The 20,344-nt window shown below is 63.4% G+C and carries 18 protein-coding genes; 7 read left to right on the forward strand and 11 right to left on the reverse strand.

Annotation, left to right across the window (positions count from 1 at the left end; all coding sequences use genetic code 11):
- Positions 1-5 precede the first annotated feature (5 nt).
- A complete protein-coding gene (gene rpe / locus FZF13_RS09270) occupies positions 6-683 on the reverse strand; it encodes a ribulose-phosphate 3-epimerase (RefSeq protein ID WP_024924394.1) in 678 nt (225 codons plus the stop codon).
- Between the two features lie 158 nt (positions 684-841).
- Between rpe and FZF13_RS09275 the strand changes: the two genes are divergently transcribed.
- On the forward strand, positions 842-2,197 hold the full coding sequence (locus FZF13_RS09275) for a glutamine synthetase family protein (RefSeq protein ID WP_024924395.1): 1,356 nt from the start codon (positions 842-844) through the stop codon (positions 2,195-2,197).
- Here the strand turns inward: FZF13_RS09275 and FZF13_RS09280 are convergent.
- Positions 2,194-3,108, reverse strand: a complete 915-nt coding sequence (locus tag FZF13_RS09280; protein WP_024924396.1) for a LysR family transcriptional regulator — start codon at positions 3,106-3,108, stop codon at positions 2,194-2,196. The two genes, FZF13_RS09275 and FZF13_RS09280, sit on opposite strands and share 4 nt — an antisense overlap.
- Before the next feature lie 145 nt (positions 3,109-3,253).
- On the opposite strand from FZF13_RS09280, the gene gstA reads away from it, so the two are divergent.
- Positions 3,254-3,880: a glutathione transferase GstA gene (gstA, locus tag FZF13_RS09285; RefSeq protein ID WP_024924397.1), complete on the forward strand. Its 627-nt coding sequence runs from the start codon at positions 3,254-3,256 to the stop codon at positions 3,878-3,880.
- An 11-nt stretch (positions 3,881-3,891) separates the two neighbouring features.
- On the forward strand, positions 3,892-4,566 hold the full coding sequence (locus FZF13_RS09290; RefSeq protein ID WP_024924398.1) for a glutathione S-transferase family protein: 675 nt from the start codon (positions 3,892-3,894) through the stop codon (positions 4,564-4,566).
- A 60-nt stretch (positions 4,567-4,626) separates the two neighbouring features.
- Here the strand turns inward: FZF13_RS09290 and FZF13_RS09295 are convergent, their stop codons facing one another.
- Positions 4,627-6,966 carry a heavy metal translocating P-type ATPase gene (locus FZF13_RS09295; RefSeq protein WP_024924399.1) on the reverse strand — a complete coding sequence of 780 codons (2,340 nt, stop codon included), beginning with the start codon at positions 6,964-6,966 and terminating at the stop codon, positions 4,627-4,629.
- Between the two features lie 67 nt (positions 6,967-7,033).
- Here FZF13_RS09295 and FZF13_RS09300 point away from each other — a divergent pair, with 67 nt between their 5' ends.
- Positions 7,034-7,459 (forward strand): MerR family transcriptional regulator, encoded by a 426-nt coding sequence (locus tag FZF13_RS09300; protein WP_024924400.1) that lies wholly within the window; start codon positions 7,034-7,036, stop codon positions 7,457-7,459.
- A gap of 471 nt (positions 7,460-7,930) precedes the next feature.
- Positions 7,931-9,220 (forward strand): NCS2 family permease, encoded by a 1,290-nt coding sequence (locus FZF13_RS09305; protein ID WP_024924401.1) that lies wholly within the window; start codon positions 7,931-7,933, stop codon positions 9,218-9,220.
- A 100-nt stretch (positions 9,221-9,320) separates the two neighbouring features.
- On the opposite strand, the gene FZF13_RS09310 is transcribed toward FZF13_RS09305, so the two are convergent.
- Positions 9,321-9,812, reverse strand: coding sequence for a GNAT family N-acetyltransferase (locus tag FZF13_RS09310; RefSeq protein ID WP_024924402.1), 492 nt, complete (start codon positions 9,810-9,812; stop codon positions 9,321-9,323).
- Between the two features lie 179 nt (positions 9,813-9,991).
- Positions 9,992-11,764 (reverse strand): hybrid sensor histidine kinase/response regulator, encoded by a 1,773-nt coding sequence (locus FZF13_RS09315; protein WP_024924403.1) that lies wholly within the window; start codon positions 11,762-11,764, stop codon positions 9,992-9,994.
- A gap of 120 nt (positions 11,765-11,884) precedes the next feature.
- Between FZF13_RS09315 and FZF13_RS09320 the strand changes: the two genes are divergently transcribed.
- Entirely contained in the window at positions 11,885-12,544 is a 660-nt protein-coding gene (locus tag FZF13_RS09320; protein WP_024924404.1) for a response regulator, read from the forward strand.
- 242 nt (positions 12,545-12,786) lie between these two features.
- Here FZF13_RS09320 and FZF13_RS09325 read toward each other — a convergent pair whose 3' ends face one another.
- Together FZF13_RS09325 and FZF13_RS09330 are read right to left on the reverse strand one after the other, a co-directional pair.
- A complete protein-coding gene (locus FZF13_RS09325) occupies positions 12,787-14,619 on the reverse strand; it encodes an ABC transporter ATP-binding protein (RefSeq protein WP_024924405.1) in 1,833 nt (610 codons plus the stop codon).
- 32 nt (positions 14,620-14,651) lie between these two features.
- Positions 14,652-15,848 carry an aminotransferase class V-fold PLP-dependent enzyme gene (locus FZF13_RS09330; RefSeq protein WP_024924406.1) on the reverse strand — a complete coding sequence of 399 codons (1,197 nt, stop codon included), beginning with the start codon at positions 15,846-15,848 and terminating at the stop codon, positions 14,652-14,654.
- Between the two features lie 98 nt (positions 15,849-15,946).
- On the opposite strand from FZF13_RS09330, the gene FZF13_RS09335 reads away from it, so the two are divergent.
- Positions 15,947-16,771: an IclR family transcriptional regulator gene (locus FZF13_RS09335; RefSeq protein ID WP_024924407.1), complete on the forward strand. Its 825-nt coding sequence runs from the start codon at positions 15,947-15,949 to the stop codon at positions 16,769-16,771.
- A 6-nt stretch (positions 16,772-16,777) separates the two neighbouring features.
- Here FZF13_RS09335 and FZF13_RS09340 read toward each other — a convergent pair whose 3' ends face one another.
- From FZF13_RS09340 to FZF13_RS09355, 4 genes are all read right to left on the reverse strand, one after another.
- A complete protein-coding gene (locus FZF13_RS09340) occupies positions 16,778-17,215 on the reverse strand; it encodes a RidA family protein (RefSeq protein ID WP_051504808.1) in 438 nt (145 codons plus the stop codon).
- An 87-nt stretch (positions 17,216-17,302) separates the two neighbouring features.
- On the reverse strand, positions 17,303-18,511 hold the full coding sequence (locus tag FZF13_RS09345; protein WP_024924409.1) for an amidohydrolase/deacetylase family metallohydrolase: 1,209 nt from the start codon (positions 18,509-18,511) through the stop codon (positions 17,303-17,305).
- 1 nt (position 18,512) lies between these two features.
- Entirely contained in the window at positions 18,513-19,391 is an 879-nt protein-coding gene (locus FZF13_RS09350; RefSeq protein WP_024924410.1) for an ABC transporter permease, read from the reverse strand.
- Positions 19,391-20,332: an ABC transporter permease gene (locus FZF13_RS09355; RefSeq protein WP_024924411.1), complete on the reverse strand. Its 942-nt coding sequence runs from the start codon at positions 20,330-20,332 to the stop codon at positions 19,391-19,393. Before FZF13_RS09355 ends, FZF13_RS09350 begins: the two co-directional genes overlap by 1 nt.
- Positions 20,333-20,344 lie beyond the last annotated feature (12 nt).

Here is a 20,344-nt window from a genome sequence, read left to right on the forward strand (position 1 = left end):
GTAGCTTAGCCCGCCGCTTTGTCGGCAGCCGTCCTGATCGCCTCGATGTTGGCGCGGTAGGCATCGACCGTACCGCCTTTGAACACGGCGGCGCCCGCGACCAACACATTGGCGCCAGCAGCCGTCACCAGGGGCGCCGTTTCCGGGCTGACACCGCCGTCGATCTCGATATGGATCGGCCGATCGCCGATCAGCGCCTTGACCCGCCTGACCTTCTCGACGACGGCTGGGATAAAGGCCTGACCGCCGAAACCCGGGTTGACCGTCATCAGCAACACGAGGTCGAGCCGGTCCAGCACATATTCGATGACACTTTCCGGCGTGCCGGGGTTTAGCGAAACGCCGGCCTTCTTGCCGAGATTTCGGATCGTCTGCAGGGAGCGGTCGAGATGCGGCCCGGCTTCGGCATGCACGGTGATGCCGTCGCAGCCGGCTTCGGCAAAGGCCGCCAGATAGGGATCGGCCGGCGCGATCATCAGATGGCAGTCGAAATAGGCCTTGGTGCGGCTGCGGATCGCCTTGATGACCGGCGCGCCGAACGTGATGTTGGGCACAAAATGCCCGTCCATCACATCGAGATGGATCCAGTCGGCGCCTGCCGCGACAATCGCCTCGACCTCGTCGCCAAGCTTGGAGAAATCCGACGCCAGCACCGAAGGCGCAATGAGGGTTTTTCGGGTCATGACCGCTCCCGTTGCTCTGTTTGTCTCCGCCTAACCGCATGCTGGGCGCTTGTCGACAGGAATCGCTGTCCCAACCTGTCCGGCTTGACCGGCGTCGGACGCAATGCCAGCTTCCCGGGCGATGCGGTTCCCAACAAAGAAAGGCATGGGTGCTCAAATTGAGCGAATCAGAACAGTTGAAGACATGGATTGAACAAAACGGTCCGATCGAAAGCGTTCAGGCAGTGGTTTGCGACCTGAACGGCATCATGCGCGGCAAGCGCATCCCGGTCGAGCAGGCTTCCAAGGTTCTCGGTGGTGGCATACGCATGCCGCTCTCCATCGTCGGGGTCGACGTGTGGGGCGAGGACATCATCGGCAGCACGCAGGTTTTCGCCACCGGCGACGGCGACGGCATCTGCGAGGCAACGGGACGCGGCCCGCTGCCAGTCAGCTGGACGTCGCGGCCCAGTGCGCTGATCCCACTGTGGCTGTCGCTGGAGGACGGACGCCCCTTTCTCGCCGATCCGCGCCAGGCGCTGGCGGCGGTTGTCGCGCAATATCGCGAATTGGGGCTGCGCCCCGTCGTGGCGACCGAAATGGAATTTTACCTGATCGACCCCGAGCCTGACAGCGCGATGCCGCCGATCTCGCCCTATACGGGCAAGCGGCTCGATTCCGACGCGATCCTGTCGATCGACGAGCTGGACGATTTCGGCGAGTTCTTCTCCGACGTCTACAAGGAGTGCGCGCGCCAGAATGTGCCGGCCGACGCGGCGATCGCCGAAAACGGCATCGGCCAGTTCGAAATCAATCTCCTGCATACCGACGACCCGCTGAAGGCGGCGGACGACAGCGTCTTCTTCAAGCGCATCGTCAAGGGTGTGGCGCGCAAGCACGGGCTGGCGGCGACCTTCATGGCCAAGCCATACGGCACACGGTCTGGCAACGGCATGCATGTGCATTTCAGCCTGCTCAACGAGAAGGGCGAGAATGTCTTCGACGACGGCACCGCCGAAGGCTCGCCGATGCTGAAGAGCGCGGTCGCCGGCCTGCTGCGCGGCATGGCCGAAACAACGCTGCTGTTTGCACCGCACTACAACTCCTATCGCCGCCTGCGGCCCGACACGCATGCGCCCACCTCGATCTCCTGGGGTTATGAGAACCGCACGGCGGCAATCCGTATTCCCGGCGGCAACCCGAAGGCACGGCGCATCGAGCACCGCGTCGCCGGCGCCGACTCCAATCCCTATCTCGTGCTCACCGCGATCCTGGGCGCGGCGCTGGTCGGCATCCGTAACGGCTGGAAGCCGACGGCACCGCAGACAGGCAGGGCCTACTCCGCGAAGAAACAACGCAAGATCCCGGCCGAATGGGGTCAGGCGGTGGACGCCTTCGAGAGCGGTGCGATCGCGGCCGAAATCTTCGCGCCGGTGCTCAGGCAAATGCTGGTCGCCTGCAAGCGCCAGGAGATAGCCGGTTTCGCCGAACAGGTGACCGACTACGAGTTCAGCGCCTATCTGGAGATTGTCTAGACACCCGCGCTCGGCATGCGCCCTTCGAACAGGTCGCGCTCGCGGGCCAGCCCCTCGCCGACCTGTTCGAAGAAGGCTCGCACCCGTGCCGTCCGTTTCAAATCGGCATGGGTGACGATCCAGAACTCCCCTTCAAGATCGGCCAAGGGTTCCGGCCGCACCCGCACAAGGCCAGGATCGCTGTCGCCAAGGTAACAAGGCAAGAGCGCGAGGCCGATACCCGCCTTTGCTGCAACCGATTGGTTGACCAGGCTGTTGGTTCGGTAGACGAAGGCGCTGTCCGGCGCGGTGCGGCTTAACCAGTCCGCTGCCTGGATGCCGGCCGCACCTTCTTCCCAACCGATCAGATCTTTCCTGTCACCGATATCCCCAACCGAGCCATCAAGTGCCTCCAGATAGGCAGGCGTCGCGAAGAAGGTCCAGGCTGCAGCACAGAGCTTGCGCCCCCACAGGTCGCCTTCCTTGGGACGAACGGGTCGCAGCGCGATGTCAGCCTCGCGTCGTGACAGGCTGAGCACGCGATTGTCGATGAGGAGTTCGACCACGATGCCGGGGTTCGTGCGGCGGAACGCAGCCAGATGGCTGGGCAATCGGCTGTACGCCAGTGTCTCCGAAGAAGTGACACGCAAACGCCCTGAAAGACGATGGTCGGAACCGGCAATGTCGCGGTCGAGCGCCAGCGTCTCGTCCTCGATGCGCTCGGCGGTGGCGGCCATACGTTCGCCGGTGACGGTGGCCTGATAGAGGCCGCCCGGCAAACGCTCGAACAGATGCACGCCAACGCGCTTTTCCAACGCATTGAGCCGGCGAAAAGCCGTCGAATGATCGACGTTCAGGGCTTTCGCGGCACCCGTCAGGCTTCCTTCGCGTTGAACCGCCAGGACCAGCCGCAATTCGTTCCAGTCATCCATGCCGAGAGAGATAGCACCTATCCTGCTTGCAGTCATGCAAGTGCAATAAGCAAAATGCCAATGAGCAATGCGTGAACGCCAACCTTATTCTTCATGGCGGAAGGTGCCGTCGCTGTTGACGGCGCCAATCCCGAAAGGATTTGCCATGAAACTCTACTACGCCACCGGCACCTGCTCGCTCTCGCCGCACATCGTTGCACTGGAAGCCGGCATTGCCCTCGACTTTGAAAAGGTCAATCTCGCCAGAACTCCCCATCCGACCGAGACCGGAGCAGACTACACCGCCGTCAACCCGAACGGCTATGTGCCCGCGCTCGAACTGGACAACGGCTCGGTGCTGACCGAGGGCGCTGCCATAGTGCAGTATCTCGCCGACCTGAAGCCGGAATCCGGTCTCGTGCCGGCCGCCGGCACGGCGGAGCGCTACCGGCAGCAGTCCTGGCTGAACTTCATCGCCACCGAACTGCACAAGATGTACAGCCCGTGGCTGTTTCATCCCGAATACGGCATGCAGGCGCAGGATGTCGCCCGCAAGAAAATCGCCGAACGGCTGGTCTTCGTCGAAACCCATCTGGCGAAATCCGGGCCGTTCCTGATGGGCGAATATTTCAGTGCCGCCGACGCCTATCTCTTCACTATCGTCGGCTGGTCGGCCTTCGCCAAGGTCGACCTTTCCGCCTTCCCGCATCTGCGCGCCTTCATGGACCGCGTCGGCGCACGGCCTGCAGTGCGCGAGGCGATGCGGGCCGAAGGCATGAAGGTTGCGGCCTGAGGAGCATCGTCATGCAGACCCTAACTCTCGTCAGCCACCATCTGTGCCCCTATGTGCAGCGGGCGGCGATCGCGCTTTCCGAGAAAGGCATCGGGTTCGAGAAGATCATGATCGATCTCGCCGACAAGCCGGAATGGTTCGCGGCTATATCGCCGCTCGGCAAGGTACCACTGCTGATCGTGCGGCAACCCGATGGCTCGCAAACCGTGCTCTTCGAAAGCTCGGTGATCTGCGAATATATCGAGGAGACGCAGGGCAGGCTCCGGCTGCACCCGGTCGATCCGCTGACGCGTGCCGAGCACCGCGCCTGGATGGAATTCGGCTCGAACATCCTGTCCGACATCTGGGGGCTGGAGACGACGGCGGCCCCGGCGGTCTATGAGCAGAAACGCGTGGCGATCGCGCAGAAGTTCGAGCGCATCGAAAGCGTGCTCGGCGAAGGACCTTATTTTGCCGGCGCGAACTTCAGCCTGGTCGATGCGGTTTTCGCGCCGGTCTTCCGCTATTTCGACCTGTTCGACACGATCGCCGAGACCCGGGTCTTTAAGAACGCGCCACGGGTCCGCGCCTGGCGGACGGCGCTCGCGGAAAGGCCGAGCGTACGCATGGCGGTCGGAACTGACTACCCTGACCGGTTGCGCGCATTTCTCCAACGGCACGATGCCTATCTTCTCAAGGCTGCCTGAGAACGCCAGACGCATACGTCGAAGGCGCCACGCAAGTTGCGGCGCCTTCGTTTCCATCAATCAGGCCGCACCCGGCTTGGCAGCACCGAGCAGGCGCAGAGCGTTCATCGTCACCAGAACGGTTGCACCGGTATCGGCAAGGATCGCCGGCCACAGGCCGGTGATGCCGATCACCGTGGTGACCAGGAACACGGCCTTGAGCCCCAGCGCGATGGTGATGTTCTGGCCGATGTTGGACATGGTGCGTTTGGAAAGCGCGATCATCGCCGCGATGTCGCCGACACGTCCGTGCAGCACGGCGGCGTCCGCCGTCTCCAGCGCAACATCGGTACCACCGCCCATTGCGATGCCGACATCGGCGGCGGCCAACGCCGGGGCATCGTTGATGCCGTCGCCAACCTTGGCAACCGCGAAGCCCTGGCTTTTCAGTTCGCCGACGATGCGCTGCTTGTCCTCAGGCAACAGTTCGGCGCGCACCTCGATGCCGAGTTGCTTGCCGATGGCAGCGGCGGTGCGGGCATTGTCGCCGGTCAGCATCACCGTCTTGATGCCGCGATCGGCGAGCGCTTGCAGGCCGACCCTGGCGTCCGGGCGCGGTTCGTCACGCATCGCCAATGCGCCGGCCAGCTTGCCGCCGGCGAGCAACAGCGAGACGGTCTTGCCTTCGTCGTTCAGGGCGGTGATGCGGGCCGACTGTTCGGCATTCAGCGGCACGCGTTCGCCGACTGCCTGCGGAGAGCCGAGGAAGATCTCGGTTCCATCAACCGTACCCGATACGCCCTTGCCGCCGATAGCCTTGGAGCCCGTGGCCTCAGGGACCACGATGCCGTCGGCCTCGGCCCGCCCCAATATGGCCTTGGCGAGCGGATGGCTGGAACCGGTCTCCAGCGCCGCGGCCAACCGCAGCACCTCGCCGGCAGGCAGGCCGAAACCGTCGATATCGGTCACCTTGGGCTTGCCTTCGGTCAGCGTGCCGGTCTTGTCGAAGGCGACTGCAGTCATCTTGCCGAGATTTTCCAGCACCGCGCCGCCCTTCATGAGCAGGCCGCGCCGTGCTCCGGACGACAACGAGGCGGCGATGGCGGCTGGCGTTGAGATGACCAATGCGCAGGGGCAGCCGATCAGCAGGATGGCGAGACCCTTGTAGATCCACTCATCCCAGGCGCCGCCCATCGCCAGCGGCGGGATGATGGCGACGAGCGCGGCGAAGACCACAACGCCAGGCGTGTAGTATTTCGAGAAGCGGTCGATGAACCGCTCGGTCGGTGCTTTCTTCTCCTGCGCTTCCTCGACCAACCGCACGACGCGGGCAATGGTGTTGTCGGCGGCAGCAGCCGTCACCCGCACGCGCAGCACCGCGTCGCTGTTGACCGTGCCGGCACAGACGGTGGAATCCGGCCCCTTGCGCACCGGTACGCTTTCGCCGGTGACCGGCGCCTCGTCGACCGCGCTTTCGCCCGAAAGGACGATGCCATCGGCGGGGATGCGGTCACCGGGACGCACCATGATGATGGAGCCGACCGCCAGGGTTTCGGCCGGCACTTCGGCCACCTTGCCGTCGCGCTCGAGCAGCGCCGTCTTCGGCACCAGCTTGGTGAGCGACTGGATCGAGGCGCGCGCCTTGCCGGCGGCAACGCCTTCCAGCAATTCGCCGATCAGGAACAGGAAGACGACGGCCGCCGCCTCTTCCGTGGCGCCGATGATAACAGCGCCGATCGCGGCGATGGTCATCAGCATCTCGATGGAAAAGGGCGTGCCGACACGAGCCGCCATGAAGGCGCGGCGCGCGATGGGCAGCAGGCCGACCAGCATGGCGACGGTGAAGATCCAGGTTTCGTAACCGGGCACCAGCTTGCCGATGCCGTAGGCGACGACCAGCGCGGCACCCGCTGCAATTGTCAGCTTGCCCTTGCCGGACTTCCACCACGGACCAGTGCTCGGGCCATGATCATGGCCGTGCAAGCCTTCGACATCGACGCTGGCCGCCGCAACAGGTGCAGTCGTCTTGCGAGCACCGTGGGTATGGCCGGAATGATCGTGGCCTGCGTGATTATGACCCGCATGATCATGGTCGTGTCCCGCGTGATCGTGATCACCTTCACCATGCGTGTGATGATCGTGACCGCAGCCGCATGCATCATCCTTGTCGGCAGCCACCGGCGCCGGACTGGATGCCGGCACTAGCGCCAGCTTGTAACCGAGGCCGGTGACGCGCTTTTCGATAGCCGGGGCCAGCGCCCCGCTGCCATCGTGTTTCACCGTCATCGTGCCAGCGGTCACCGAAACGGAAACGTCCTCGACGCCTTTCAGCCGCCGCACGGCGGTATCGATTTTTGCCGCGCAGGAGGCGCAATCCATGCCGTCCACGCGATAGCGCATCTGCTGTGATGCCTGTGCCATGATCATTCCCTTGACTATGTTCAGGCAGACGCTACATCCTCTAGCGACTAGAGGAGCAAGAGGAAAAATGAAGTCGGATCTGACCATCGGCGAAGTGGCGGCGCAGAGCGGCGTGAAGGTGCCTACTATCCGCTACTATGAGCAGATCGGACTGCTGCCGGAGCCACCGCGCACCGAGGGCAACCGGCGCTTCTATGACGCCAAGGGCCTGCGCCGACTGGCCTTCATACGCCATGCCCGCGAGCTCGGCTTCGACGTCGCGGCGATCCGCACGCTGCTTATCTTGCAAGACGATCCGAACCAGCCTTGCGCCAGCGCCGACGCCATCGCCAAGGCCCGGCTGATTGAAGTGGAGCAGCGCATCGCCAGCCTGACGGCGTTGAAGTCCGAGTTGGAAGTGATGGTGGAGGGCTGCCGGCACGGACGGCTCGCCGAATGCCGGGTGATCGAGGTGCTTGCCGACCACGGCAAATGCATGCACCCAGAACACTAGGACCGACTGTTGTTCCGCCAAGCGACGGCCGCCGGCTGAGCCGCGATCGGAGTTTGACAGACCGATGCGCCGCTGTTTCAACAGGCAATACTCGCGCGTTCGTCATCGAAAGATTTTGCCCGACGGCTGGAAGCTCGGTAGGCAACCTCAAACAAGCCATGTCGCCCGCCCGCCATATTCAGGAAAATAGCGAAAGTGTTTGCGACAAAGGTGGCCGAGTGAGCTCTTGCGCCGGGGAAACAACCGGAAGTACTTCCAGATAACTTGGGCAGCGAGCGTGCCTCATGTCTGTTTGTCGATTTCTCCATTGCGGGAAATCGGCATCAAGCACCGGTAGACTGGTGTTTGTTGACGACAGGGTTCAGCCAGGGTCAAGACCGCGGTTCGTGACATCACGGGGCGGCATTGGTTGTGCGCGGCAGGGGGCCGGGAGCAGCCGATGAGGAGGAAACGGGCAGCGGAGGAAAAGCTATGCTCGAGAAGTATTTTGAACTGAAGGAACTGGGAACGTCGGTGCGCATCGAGGTGATCGCCGGCATCACCACCTTCCTGACGATGTCTTACATCATCTTCGTCAATCCGGAGATCCTGTCTTCGACGGGCATGGACAGGAGTTCGGTGTTCGTCGCCACCTGTCTGGCTGCGGCGCTCGGTTCGCTGATCATGGCGACGGTGGCAAAATGGCCGATCGGCATGGCGCCTGGCATGGGCCTCAACGCCTTCTTCGCCTTCGGTGTCGTCGGCGCCATGGGTTTCACCTGGCAGCAGGCACTTGGCGCGGTGTTCATCTCTGGCTTGATCTTCCTGCTCCTGACCGTGACCGGTATCCGCAGCTGGCTGATCGCCGGCATCCCGCATTCCATGCGCAGTGCGATCGCCGCCGGCATCGGCTTGTTTCTGGCTATCATCGCGCTGAAGAGCTCCGGCATCGTCATCGCCAGCGACGCCACCTTCGTCCAGCTCGGCCATCTCAACACGACCGGGCCGCTGCTGGCCATCCTCGGCTTCTTCATCATCGCCTCGCTCGATGGGCTCAAGGTACCGGGCGCCATCCTGATCGGCATCCTGGTCATCACCGTCCTGTCGATGTTGCTCGGCGTGAGCCATTTCCAGGGCATCTTCTCGATGCCGCCCTCGATCGCACCGACCTTTCTGCAACTCGACATCGTCGGCGCACTGCACAGCGGCCTGGTCCATGTCATTCTGGTGTTCGTCCTGGTCGAGGTGTTCGATGCTACAGGCACGCTGATCGGCGTCGCCAAGCGGGCCCGGCTGATCGAAGAGAGCAAGCCGAACCGGCTCGGCCGCGCGCTTTTGGCCGATAGCACCGCGATCGTCGCCGGCTCGCTGCTCGGCACGTCCTCGACCACCGCTTATGTCGAAAGCGCGTCCGGCGTGCAGGCTGGCGGCCGCAGCGGCCTCACCGCCCTGGTGATCGGCCTGCTGTTCCTCGCAGCCCTGTTCATCTCGCCGCTCGCCGGTTCCGTGCCGGTCTATGCGACCGCGCCGGCACTGCTCTATGTCGCGTGTCTGATGATGCGCGAGCTGATCGAGGTCGACTGGGCCGAGATCACCGAGGCAGCACCGGCCGCGCTGACGGCGCTGATGATGCCGTTCACCTATTCCATCGCCAACGGTCTCGCTTTCGGCTTCATCAGCTACGCCGTTCTGAAGACACTGACCGGCCGCATCCGCGAAGTGCATCTGGCGACCTGGCTGGTGGCGATCCTGTTCGTCATCCGCTTCGCCTTCGTCGGCTAATCTCAGGCGACGAGCAGCCGCGGATCTGGCTTGTCCGGATCCGCGGCTGTTGTTTTTCTACCCTGAGACTGGAGGTCCGTTCGGCCCCTCGGGCATGCGTTCAGCCACCAAAAACCAAGACGGCTTCGACCTCGTCGTCATACATGTCGCCGGTCTCCTTGAAGCCCAGCCGCTTGTAGAAACCTTCCGGGCTAGCCTCACCGACACCATAGCTGGTGTAGAGCTCGCCGATACCGCGCGCCTTCAGGTCTCGCACGACCAGCGCGATGGCCTTCTGGCCGAAACCCTTGCCCTGAAACGGTCCGCCAACCATCAGCCGCCACAGGAACACGCCCGGACAGTCGATGCCGTCGTCGTGGTCGGCGCCGATGTGCAGCATGATGAAACCGACCAGCGTGTCGTCGGCATAGATGGCGCGAAACCAGGCGTTTTCCGAAAAATGCGCTTCGGCGATCGAAATGCCATTGTCGGCAACCTTGTTGCGCTGCGCCTCGCTCAGCGTTTCGCTGAGATCGCAGACGTCGCCGACCGTGTGGACGGTGACGCGCCGAAGCGTAACTTCGGCATCAGCCGCGAGGGTATCTTCACTCATGGTCTTTCCATTCCTGCAGGGTATGCTTGGCAGCCCTGTCGGGCCGCCGCGTTCGCGTCGCGAACCGGCATGCGCCTACGCACGAACCGCGGCGGGACCAAGGCGCAAGAAGAGCTTCGCGAGCGACCGTTTAGTTGGCCCCACGCCGATGTGCTTCAGGCTTCCTGCTCTTGGCCAGATCAGCGCAGCCCATCGGTGCCAGCCAGTAGGTTATTGGAACGAACCGCCGCGATCGCGTCGCGCAGTTCTTCGCCGCTGACCGGCTTGTGCAAGATGCGGAAACCGCTGGCGGTGGCTTCCTTGATGCGCGACGGCGAGGTGTCGCCGGTGACGATGATTCCCGGTACGGACCGGCCGAGATAGGCGTTCAACGCATGGATCGCCTCGACGCCAGTGGTATCGTCCTTCAAGCGATAATCCGCGACGATGAGGTCGACCGGAGCAGCGTCCATCCGGGCGGCGGCGGCATGGGCCATCTGCGCATCAATCGCGGATTGTCCGGCATAGACGCGGTAGCCCTCGAGCTCGAGCAAGCGAACCATCGCATCCAGAACATCGCGCTCGTCATCGACAATCATGATGCTCGCCGCCGAATGTTCGCGCGGCATGCTTTCGACCGGTGAGGGCAGCAGGCGCATACGAACGGCGGGCATGGCGACTGAAAACATCGACCCGCGCCCGGTGACGGAGGCAAGTTTCAGCGGGTGGCCAAGCAATTCCGCCGTGCGGCGAACGATGGCAAGGCCCAGGCCCAAACCCTGGGTGCGATCCCTTGCCGGGTTCTGCAGTTGCACGAATTCCTCGAACACAGCCTCCCGTTGATCTTCGGGAATGCCCGAACCGGTATCCCAAACCTGGATTTCAACCAACTCTCCGCGCCGGCGACAGCCGAGCAAGACGCCGCCGCGTCTGGTGTAGCGGAACGCATTCGACAACAGATTGTCGAGAATGCGCTTCAGCATCATCGGGTCGGTGTCGACAAGAACGGTGGTCTGCGCGACGCGCCAACGCAGGCCCCTTGCCGTTGCTTCGTCGGCAAACTCCTCGCGAAGATTGCGGAAGAGCTCGCCGAGATCGACGGTTTCACGCGCAACGGTGACGACACCGGCATCCAGCCGCGAAATATCGAGAAGTGCGTTGAGCAGGCCGCTGAGATTGCCAACGATGGATTTTGCCGATCCCGCCAGGCTGCGCGCTTGCTCTCCCGGCACGTCGCCGCGCTGGCCGAGCACGGAAAGGGTAGACACCAACAAACCAAGGGCGTGGATCGGTTGCCGCAAATCGTGAGATGCGGCCGCCAGGAACCGCGTCTTGGCGTGATCGGCGGCCTTGGCGCGATCGCGCTCTTCCTGCAAGTGGCCGATCAGCCCGACATTTTCCAGGCGCAGCCTGATCGATTCATGCAACGTGCGATAGGCGATGAGGCCATAGTAGATGTTGATGACGATGAGGCAGACGAGCAGGAACAGATAGGCATCGCCGACCACCCCCGGCATGGTCGTGAAACGCGCAGCAACCGGTATCGTCGTCGCCAGGATCGAGCCGACGAGCGCCGGTGGAAAGGCAGACAGGGACGGAATGGTCCCACTGACAAGGCCCGCGAGGATCGCGACGATAAAGGCAAACAGATGCGGCTGGTCGGGCACGAAGCCGATCCAGGTCAGCATGCCCCAGAGCAACCCCGACACCCACGAAAAGACGGCCGCCAACCAGGCCCATCTGCGCAAGGAACCTGGTGTTCTAGGCCGTTTCCAGAAACGCCGCGCCGCAAGGACACGGGCTGCGGTCAGCGCATAGACCGCAATAGCCCACGGTGCGAGCCAGCTTGCTGGAATGGAGCCGTGGAGCACATAGATGACGCCGAGCGAGATCGTGACGTTGGAGATGACGATACCATAGGCGTTACGGTAGAGATGCTCGACCAGCGCTTCCTGGATTTTGTCGTCTTGCACCGCGACCTCCGATATCCTGCCGGGTGCCTGCTTCTTCCGGACGGTCCCGATCCCTCTGCTGATGTTTTCCATAAATTAGCGATCAGTAGAATAGCTAGAGGGGTATTGTGTTGAGGTTGCATGATCCGCCAGCTGACCACCATTCTTGCCGACGACCATGCCATCGTGCGCGAAGGGCTCAAACTGCTCATCACCGCCATGGACGACGTTTCGGTGATCGCCGAAGCCGCCGACGGCCAGTCGCTGCTCAAACTCGTGCAAGAGACCAGGGCCGATCTTCTGGTACTCGATCTCGGCATGCCGGGCGTCTCCGGTGTTCCATTCATCGCCGAGATCAGGGACATCGCGCCACGCCTGAAGATTGTCGTTCTGACCGCCAATACCGAACCGCGTACGGTGCGCGCGGCGCTGGAGGCCGGCGCCAACGCCTATCTTACCAAGGACGGAGACCCCGAAGAACTGGGCGCCGCGATCGAAACACTGCGGCATGGCAAGACCTATGTGGCACGAACCGTCCGCTTCGCCATTGCCGACCCGGCCGATCGGAACAAACCGCCGGTCGCGCCGGAAATCGTTTCGCCGGTGCCGCTGACGCCGCGCGAACGACAGACGCTGCTTCTGGTGGCGCAAGGCCTGACGGCGCGCGAGACCGCCGAGCGGCTCGGCATCAGCCCGGCAACCGCGCGCAAGCATCGCGAAAACCTGATGCGGAAGCTCGATCTTCATACCACCGCTGAACTAACCGCCTATGCGGTCAGATTGGGGTTGCCCGCAGGTTGAAAGCGAAGGCCCGCATCTGCGGACCTGAACGAGGCGGGAGGATCGCGTGTTTTTCAGGTTCAATCCAAAGGAAAACCCATGGCGATTATTCCGGGCAGCCACGCGCGTTCACAAAGGCGGCATGCTTCTCGTGATCGGAACGGGCTGAGATTGTCGGCGGCCCATCGGCTCGCCGTTCGTCGGCAACCTCCTGCTGCTGCTCAACCTGCCGCTGATCAATATCTTCGCCCGCGCGCGGTCGGCTAAACCGCCACCAGATGCCCGCTCGAAACCTCGCGGAACTGGCGCTGCGGGGCATTGTAGTCCGGCGCGCGGATCGGGCTTTTCAGCTCTTCTGTGGCGGTCGGGCGCTTTTCGTGGCGACGGTCGGGATCGGGAACCGGGACCGCAGCCATCAGGCGCTTGGTGTAGTCGTGCTGAGGATTATTGAAGACCGCCGCGCGGGGACCGATCTCGACGATTTCGCCGAGATACATCACCGCCACGCGATGACTGACGCGCTCGACGACGGCCATATCGTGGCTGATGAACAGGAAGGCGAGGTTCAGGCTCTGCTGCAGGTCGAGCATCAGGTTGATGACCTGTGCCTTGACCGAAACGTCGAGCGCCGAGACGCTTTCGTCGGCGACGATGACCTTGGGTTCGAGCGCGAGCGCGCGGGCAATGCAAATGCGCTGCCGTTGGCCGCCCGAGAATTCGTGGGGGTACCGGCTTGCCATATCAGGCGTGAGGCCAACCTTGGCGAGCAGGTCGGCGACGACCTCACGGGCCTGCTTCGCAGTGCCCATCTTGTGCTCTAGATAGGGTTCGGCAATCGCCTGGCCGACCGTCATGCGCGGATTGAGCGAAGCGAACGGGTCCTGGAAGATCATCTGCACGGATTTGCGCATCTGGCGCATCTCGTGCCTGTTCATGGCAAGGATGTCCTTGCCGTCGATGGTGACCGCGCCCGACGTCGGCTCGATCAGGCGCATGATGGCCCTGCCGGTCGTGGACTTGCCGCAGCCGGATTCGCCGACCAGCGACAGCGTTTCGCCGGCAAAGAGGTCGAAAGAAACGTTCTCGACAGCGTAGACGCGCCCGCCGATGCGGCCGAGCCAGCCGGTCGGGATGTCGAACCGCTTGACCAGGTTCCTCACTTCCAGCACCGGCTTGTCGCGCATGACCGTGTCGGGCGTTTCGGCGGGCTGGACAGCCTCACCGGTCGAAGTGTCGACGACGGGGAAGCGCAGAGGGTGGTCATGCTGCTTCATCGAGCCGAGCACCGGCACGGCGGAAAGCAGTGCGCGGGTGTAATGGTGCTTGCCGCGGTGGAAGATGTCGGCGGTGGCGCCGGTTTCCACCTGGTCGCCGCGGAACATGACGACGGTGCGGTCGGCGATCTCGGCCACCACGCCCATGTCGTGGGTAATGAAGAGCACCGAGGTGCCCTGCTCCTCTTGCAGCATCTTGATCAGGTCGAGGATCTGTCCCTGGATGGTGACGTCGAGCGCTGTCGTCGGCTCGTCGGCGATGAGCAGCTTCGGGCGCGAGGCGAGCGCCATGGCGATCATGACGCGTTGGCGCATGCCGCCCGAGAAGCGGTGCGGATACTCGTCAAAGCGCGAGGCGGCGGACGGAATGCGCACCTTTTCCAGAAGCCTGATGGTCTCGGCCCGGGCATCGGCAAAGGACATGTCGTTGTGGCACAGAAGCGCCTCGGAGATCTGGTCACCGATGGTGAAGAGCGGGTTCAGGCTCGTCATCGGCTCCTGGAAGATCATCGAGACGTCGTTGCCCCTGACCTGGCGCATCTTGTCTTCGGGCAAAGCGATCAGGTCCCGGCCGTTGAGGATGACCTTACCCTCGACGCGGCTGGTGTCCTGCGGCAGCAGGCGCATGATCGACAACGAAGTCACGCTCTTGCCAGAGCCGGATTCACCGACGATGGCGACTGTTTCGCCCGGTGCGACGTCGAAGGAAATGTCGCGCACCACCTGTTTCCATTTGCCTTCGACCAGAAACGATGTCGTGAGGTTCTGGACCGACAGAACCGGGTCGATTGCCTGGCCGGGCCTGGATGTCTCAGCGCTCATCTTTGCTCCTCCTTGAATGGTCGACAGCCCGCTCAATCCGGCCAGCGCAGCAGGCCGTCGAACCGATGCCGGCTGCGGCTCTCGAACGGCGTGGCGATGACCTCGTTGGAGGCGCGCGCCTTGTCGAGTTCCTCGGCCAGGCGCCTGGCCACTGTTGTTTCCTGCCCGGGGTGGAGGTTGCACGGGTCGAGATAGAAGTAGTGATGCTCGACCTCATGATCGCGCACGATGATCGGCTGGTCACCGTTGGCCAGTGCCGAGGCCAGGTCCCAGGCAGTGATGTGCGCCTCCTCTGCGATGATGCCGACGCGCAGCCGGTCGAGTGGGTTCTTGGTCGGGTCCGGATCGATCACCGCATGAACGCCGGGGCGGCCGTCGAGCGTTTCCTTCCACAGCCTGAGATAGCCGCTCTCGCGCTCCCGGATACCGGCGTGGTCGCGCTTTTCCCAGGCTTCCAAAGCTGCCATGACGCCATAGACGCTTTCCTTGCCGACCTTCATGCCGCGGCCGATGCCGAGGTTCTGCAGGAAGGCGTGGCGCACCAGCTCCTTCCTGCCGGCGACGATGCCGGAGGTGGGTCCACCCAGGAATTTGTGGCCGGAGTAGAGAACCAGGTCGGCGCCCTGCGCCAGGAAGATGCGCAAATCGTATTCGGACGCCGCGTCGACGATGACAGGCACGCCTTTGGCATGCGCGATCTCGACGAACTCGATAAGGTTGAGGAGGCCGTAGTCGACCACGTGGTGCGACACGACATAGACGGCGGCCGCCGTCTTATCGGTGATGGCGTTTTCCATGTGGAAGCGGTGGGTCGACGTCGCCTGCCCGATGACGACGGGCTCTGCCCCGGCCAGACGGATCGCCTGGTCGACAGGGGCGCCATAGCTGACGATGTGGCCCATCTGGATGATCACCTCGTTCCTCACCGGCGTCTGGTCCGGCAGACGTTCGATTGTCAGCAGATTGTCGCCGGTCATCGCGCCCGCGACCGCAAGCGAAATGCCGGCCGAGCACGACGCCGTCACGTAACCCGCTTCGGCACCGGTCAGCCGGGCGATCACGGCGCTCGCCTTGCGCTGCAGGTCGTTGATCTCGACGAACTGCGGCAGGATTTCGCTCATCGCGGCAATGGCTTCCGGGACGACGATCGACGCGCCAAGGCTGGTCATGGTTCCCGACACATTGATCACCGGTCGTAAGCCGAGTTTGCGGCGAACATCTTCTGTCACTTTTCTTCTCCCATGCAGTGGCAATGCGCCGGCTTTCAGGTCGACAAGTTATGCCATAATAATGTAATAGACTTCCCAGAATTCCCGGGAGCACGCCGTTGGACGCGATATCTCACTCTGCAGAAGCGACCGAAACCGATGCATCGGCGGCGGGAAGCAGCGCCAGACGCTCGCGGGTTTCGGGTATCGACCGCGCCTTGCAGGTGATCGACTATCTCTACGAGACCGGCGAGCCGGCGGGCGCCTATGCCATTGCCAAGGCGATCAAGGCGCCGCTGTCGACGGTCTACGTGATCATCGACGATCTCGTCGAAAAGAACATGCTGACCCGCAGCCCCGACGGCGCCGTCTGGCTCGGCGCGCGGCTCTACCACTATGGCCTGGCCTATGCACGCTCGCTCGATTTCATGGGCGTCGCCACCCGGGAAATGCATGATCTGTGCCGCGATGCTGGCGAGACCGTCCAGCTCTGCGGGCGTGATGGCGACTACATGCTGGTGCTCGCCATGGCCGACGGTCCCAGTCCCTTCCAGGTTGCCTCGCGCGTCGGCACGCGGGTGCCGCTGAACTGGACGGCGTCCGGGCGCCTGCTGGTCGGGCATCTGCCGGAGGCCGAGCGCATCGAGCTGTTCAAGCGCTGCGCCCGCATGTCGCCGACCGGTCGCGCCGAGGTCGACGCCACGGCCCTGTCGGTGGCAGCCGGCAAGGCGTTCGAGCAGCGGCTGTCGACGCAGATTGCCGAATCCGACTATGCGGTCGCCTGCATCGCCTCGCCGGTCTGCGACCGCGACGGCAAATGTGTCGCCACTATTTCCATCGTCCTGCCGGAACAGAAGGTGCTGTCCGACGAGAGCCACTACACTGATCGCGTGCGCGCTTCGGCGGCGCGGATCGAGACGTCGATGGGCTGGCGCGACCGCTGACATCGCTCAGTTCCGAAGTGCTACGATAGCTTCGATCTCCACCGTGATGTTGCCGGGCAGAGAACCGAAGCCGACGGCCGAGCGTGCGTGGTGGCCGGCTTCGCCAAAGACCTCGATGAACAAGTCCGAACACCCATTGATGACCTGTGGGTGGTTTTCGAAGTCGGGCACCGCATTGACCATGCCCAACACCTTGACGACGCGCTTGACCCGGGAGAGGTCACCGAGCGCCTCCTTCATGACAGCCAGCAGGTTGATGCCCACCAAGCGTGCGTGCTGATAGGCCAGGCCGACGTCGACGTTGTCGCCGACCTTGCCGGTCCACAGCTTGCCATCCGCCTCGCGCGGCCCCTGCCCTGAGAGGTAGAGCATGTCGCCCTCGCGCACATGGGTAACGAAGTTGGCAACCGGCGGCGGTGGCGGCGGCAGCTCGACACCCAGCATGGCAAGGCGGTCGTCGGGGCTCGCTTCAGCGAGTACGGTCTTTGCTTGGGAGGCGGTCAATTCGGTTCCAGTCTCTGCGGTCATGGTTCAGCGCCACGAATAGCCATGGCTATGGCGCACCAGCTTGCGGGCGCGGGGCACGTATCGGCTGGCGGTAACAGCCTCCGCTCCAATGATTGCGTAGCGCGGTTCGAACAGGCGCTTGAGCCGCGAGATGTCGCCGTTCGAGTCGGTAGCTTCCAGGTCTCCGTCGACGAGATCGAAGATCGTGAAATTGGCGCGCTCTCCGACCGCGATCGACTTCGGCATGTCCAGCTTGATCGCCGAGGCCGGCGCATGGGTGACAGCCTCAACGACCTTGTCGAACGGCATGCCGACCGACAGCAGCTTGGACATGGTGGTCGCGAGGTCCCAGACCGGGAAGTTCATCGAATGGCCGTGCAGATCCGTCGAGATCGAAAACGGCATCAGGCCGCGCTGGATCGCCGCCTCGGCGACCTTGAACGAGAACGACGCACCGCCATGGCCGATGTCGAGCCGCACGCCTTCGCTGGCGCAGCGTTCGGCGAGGTTGAAGAGGTCCTCGTCTTCCATGATGCTCGAACCGGCCTTGCCGTTGAAGCAATGGGTGACGATGTCGCCGGGGCCGAGGATCTCGAGCACCTCGTCGTAAAGCGCCGGCGGCTCGCCAACATGCACCATCATCGGGACTTTCAGGATCTTGGCGATCTTCTTGCCGAGCTTGACCGGGGTCACGCCCCACGAGCCGGTTATGACGTGGCTGGCGCGTACCTTGATGCCGACGATGTGCTCACTGTTGTCGGCATAACATTGCAGGATGCGGTCGAGGTCGATGTCCTTGATGTCGCGCAGTTCCGGCACGCGGTTGCAGGCGACGAGGCCGATGGAGCCGAGATTGAGGAACGCCTTGACGCGTTCGCGCGCGGGTTCGATGATGTATTCGCGAAAGCCGTGGAAGTTGGATTCACCCGCCGAGCCGGCATCGACAAGCGTCGTAACACCGCGTTCGGCGCCGCATTCGGACGGACGTATCGAGATGTCGGTGCCGCCGTACCAGACATGCACATGCAGATCGACCCAGCCTGGCGATATCCACGCACCCTTGGCGTCGATGCGCTCGGTGCCCTCAGGCGCCTGAAGCGCGGAGCCGACGGCGGCGATCGTGCCATCCGCTCCGACGAGAATGTCGGTGGTCCCAGTCGAAGCGCCGCCGCCAAGTGCGATCGGCCTTACATTGGAAATCAGCAGCGGCTTGCCCGTTCCAGCGATTGCCATCCTACATATCCTTTCGCAGTCTCGGGTCGAGCATGTCCCGCAGGCCGTCGCCTACCAGTTGCAGCGACAGCACCGAGAGAATGATGGCGAAGCCGGGGAAGTAGGTCATCCAGTCGGCCTGGCCGATATACTGGCGCCCGGCGGCAATCATCGTCCCCCAGGTTGGAATCTCCGGGCTGACGCCCAGCCCCAGGAACGACAGCCCGGCTTCGGCCAGCATCGCGCTGGCAAACAGGAAGGTTCCCTGCACCAGGATCGGCGACACCAGATTGCGCAACACGTGCCTGGTCATGATGTGGAAGGTCGAGATGCCCATCGACTTCGCCGCCTCGACATAGGGCAGCTCGCGGATGACCAGCGTGGAAGCGCGAACGATGCGCGCCAGCCGCGGCGCGTAGACGATCGACAGCGCCACGATGACGGTGACCAGCGACGGGCCGAGTGCTGCGACCAAGGCGATGGCGAGCAGGATATCTGGAAATGCCATCATCGCATCGATCAGGCGCGCGATTGGCGTATCCAGTGAACGGAAGAAGCCGGCCAAAAGCCCGAGCGTCACGCCGATGACTGCGGAGAGTGCAACAACCGCAGCACCGACCAGCAGCGACAACCGTCCCGCATAGATGGTGCGCGAGAAGACGTCGCGGCCAAACTCGTCGGTGCCGAACCAGAACAGTTCGCTCGGCGGCTTCAGCCGGTTGACGATGGAAAGTTTTGACGGCGAATAAGGCGCGATCCATGGCGCAAGCAGCGCCAGCAGGACAAAGACCACAAGCACGATGACGCCGAAGGCGACTGTCTTGCGCTTCAGCAGCCGACGCAAGAACAGGAACCGCGGCTCGGGCGCCGGCAGGGATGCCGCGTTGACCAGATCTGTCATCAGTAGCGCACCCTTGGATCGACCAGCAGATAAAGCATGTCGATGGCGAAATTGATCAGGACATAGAGCCCGGCAATGACCAGCAGCGCGCCCTGGATGACCGGGTAGTCGCGCCGCAGCACTGCGGAGACCACGAGGTTGCCGACGCCGGGCAGGCCGAAGACCGTTTCGGTGACGACCGCACCGGAGATCAGCACGGCGGCCGTCAGGCCGATGACGGTCAGGATCGGGATCAGCGCGTTCTTGAGTGCATGCTTCAGCACCACGCGCCGCTCGACCACGCCCTTGGCGCGCGCCGTGCGGATGTAGTCGTCGCCGAGAACGTCCAGCATGGAGGCGCGGGTGAAGCGCAGGATTAGCGCCGAGGACACCAGCCCAAGGGCAACCGCAGGCAAGGTGAGATGGTACATCCTGTCGAGGAACGCCGCATCGGGCCCGCCATAACCTGAAACCGGGAACCATTGTTGCCGGACCGCAAAGACCTGCATCAGGATCAGGCCCAACCAGAAGCTCGGAATGCTGGCCGCCAGCATGGCAAGCAGCGTCGAGGCCTGGTCGATGAAGGATCCGCGCCGATAGGCGGCGTAGATGCCGATGGGCAGCGCGATGACGCAGGCGATAAGCAGCGAGAAGACAGTGAGGAAGAAGGTCGGCTCGGCGCGCTCCATCAAGGCAGCCGAAACCGGCATGTTGAGGAAGATCGAGTGACCTAGATCGCCCTTCAAGAGCTGGCCGATGTAGAAGAAGTATTGAACGAAGATCGACTGATCGAGGCCAAGCCGCGTCCTGAGGTCGGTTATATCCTGGGGCGTGGCATCGGGGCCCAGCATGACGGCGGCGGGGTCGCCAGGCGTGACGCGCACGATCACGAAAACGACCGTGACGACGATGAACATCACGACGATCATTCCGGCGATGCGCTGGAGAATGTAGCGTATCATGGCAGTTCCCGT

Source organism: Mesorhizobium terrae (assembly GCF_008727715.1).
Lineage (GTDB): Bacteria > Pseudomonadota > Alphaproteobacteria > Rhizobiales > Rhizobiaceae > Mesorhizobium > Mesorhizobium terrae.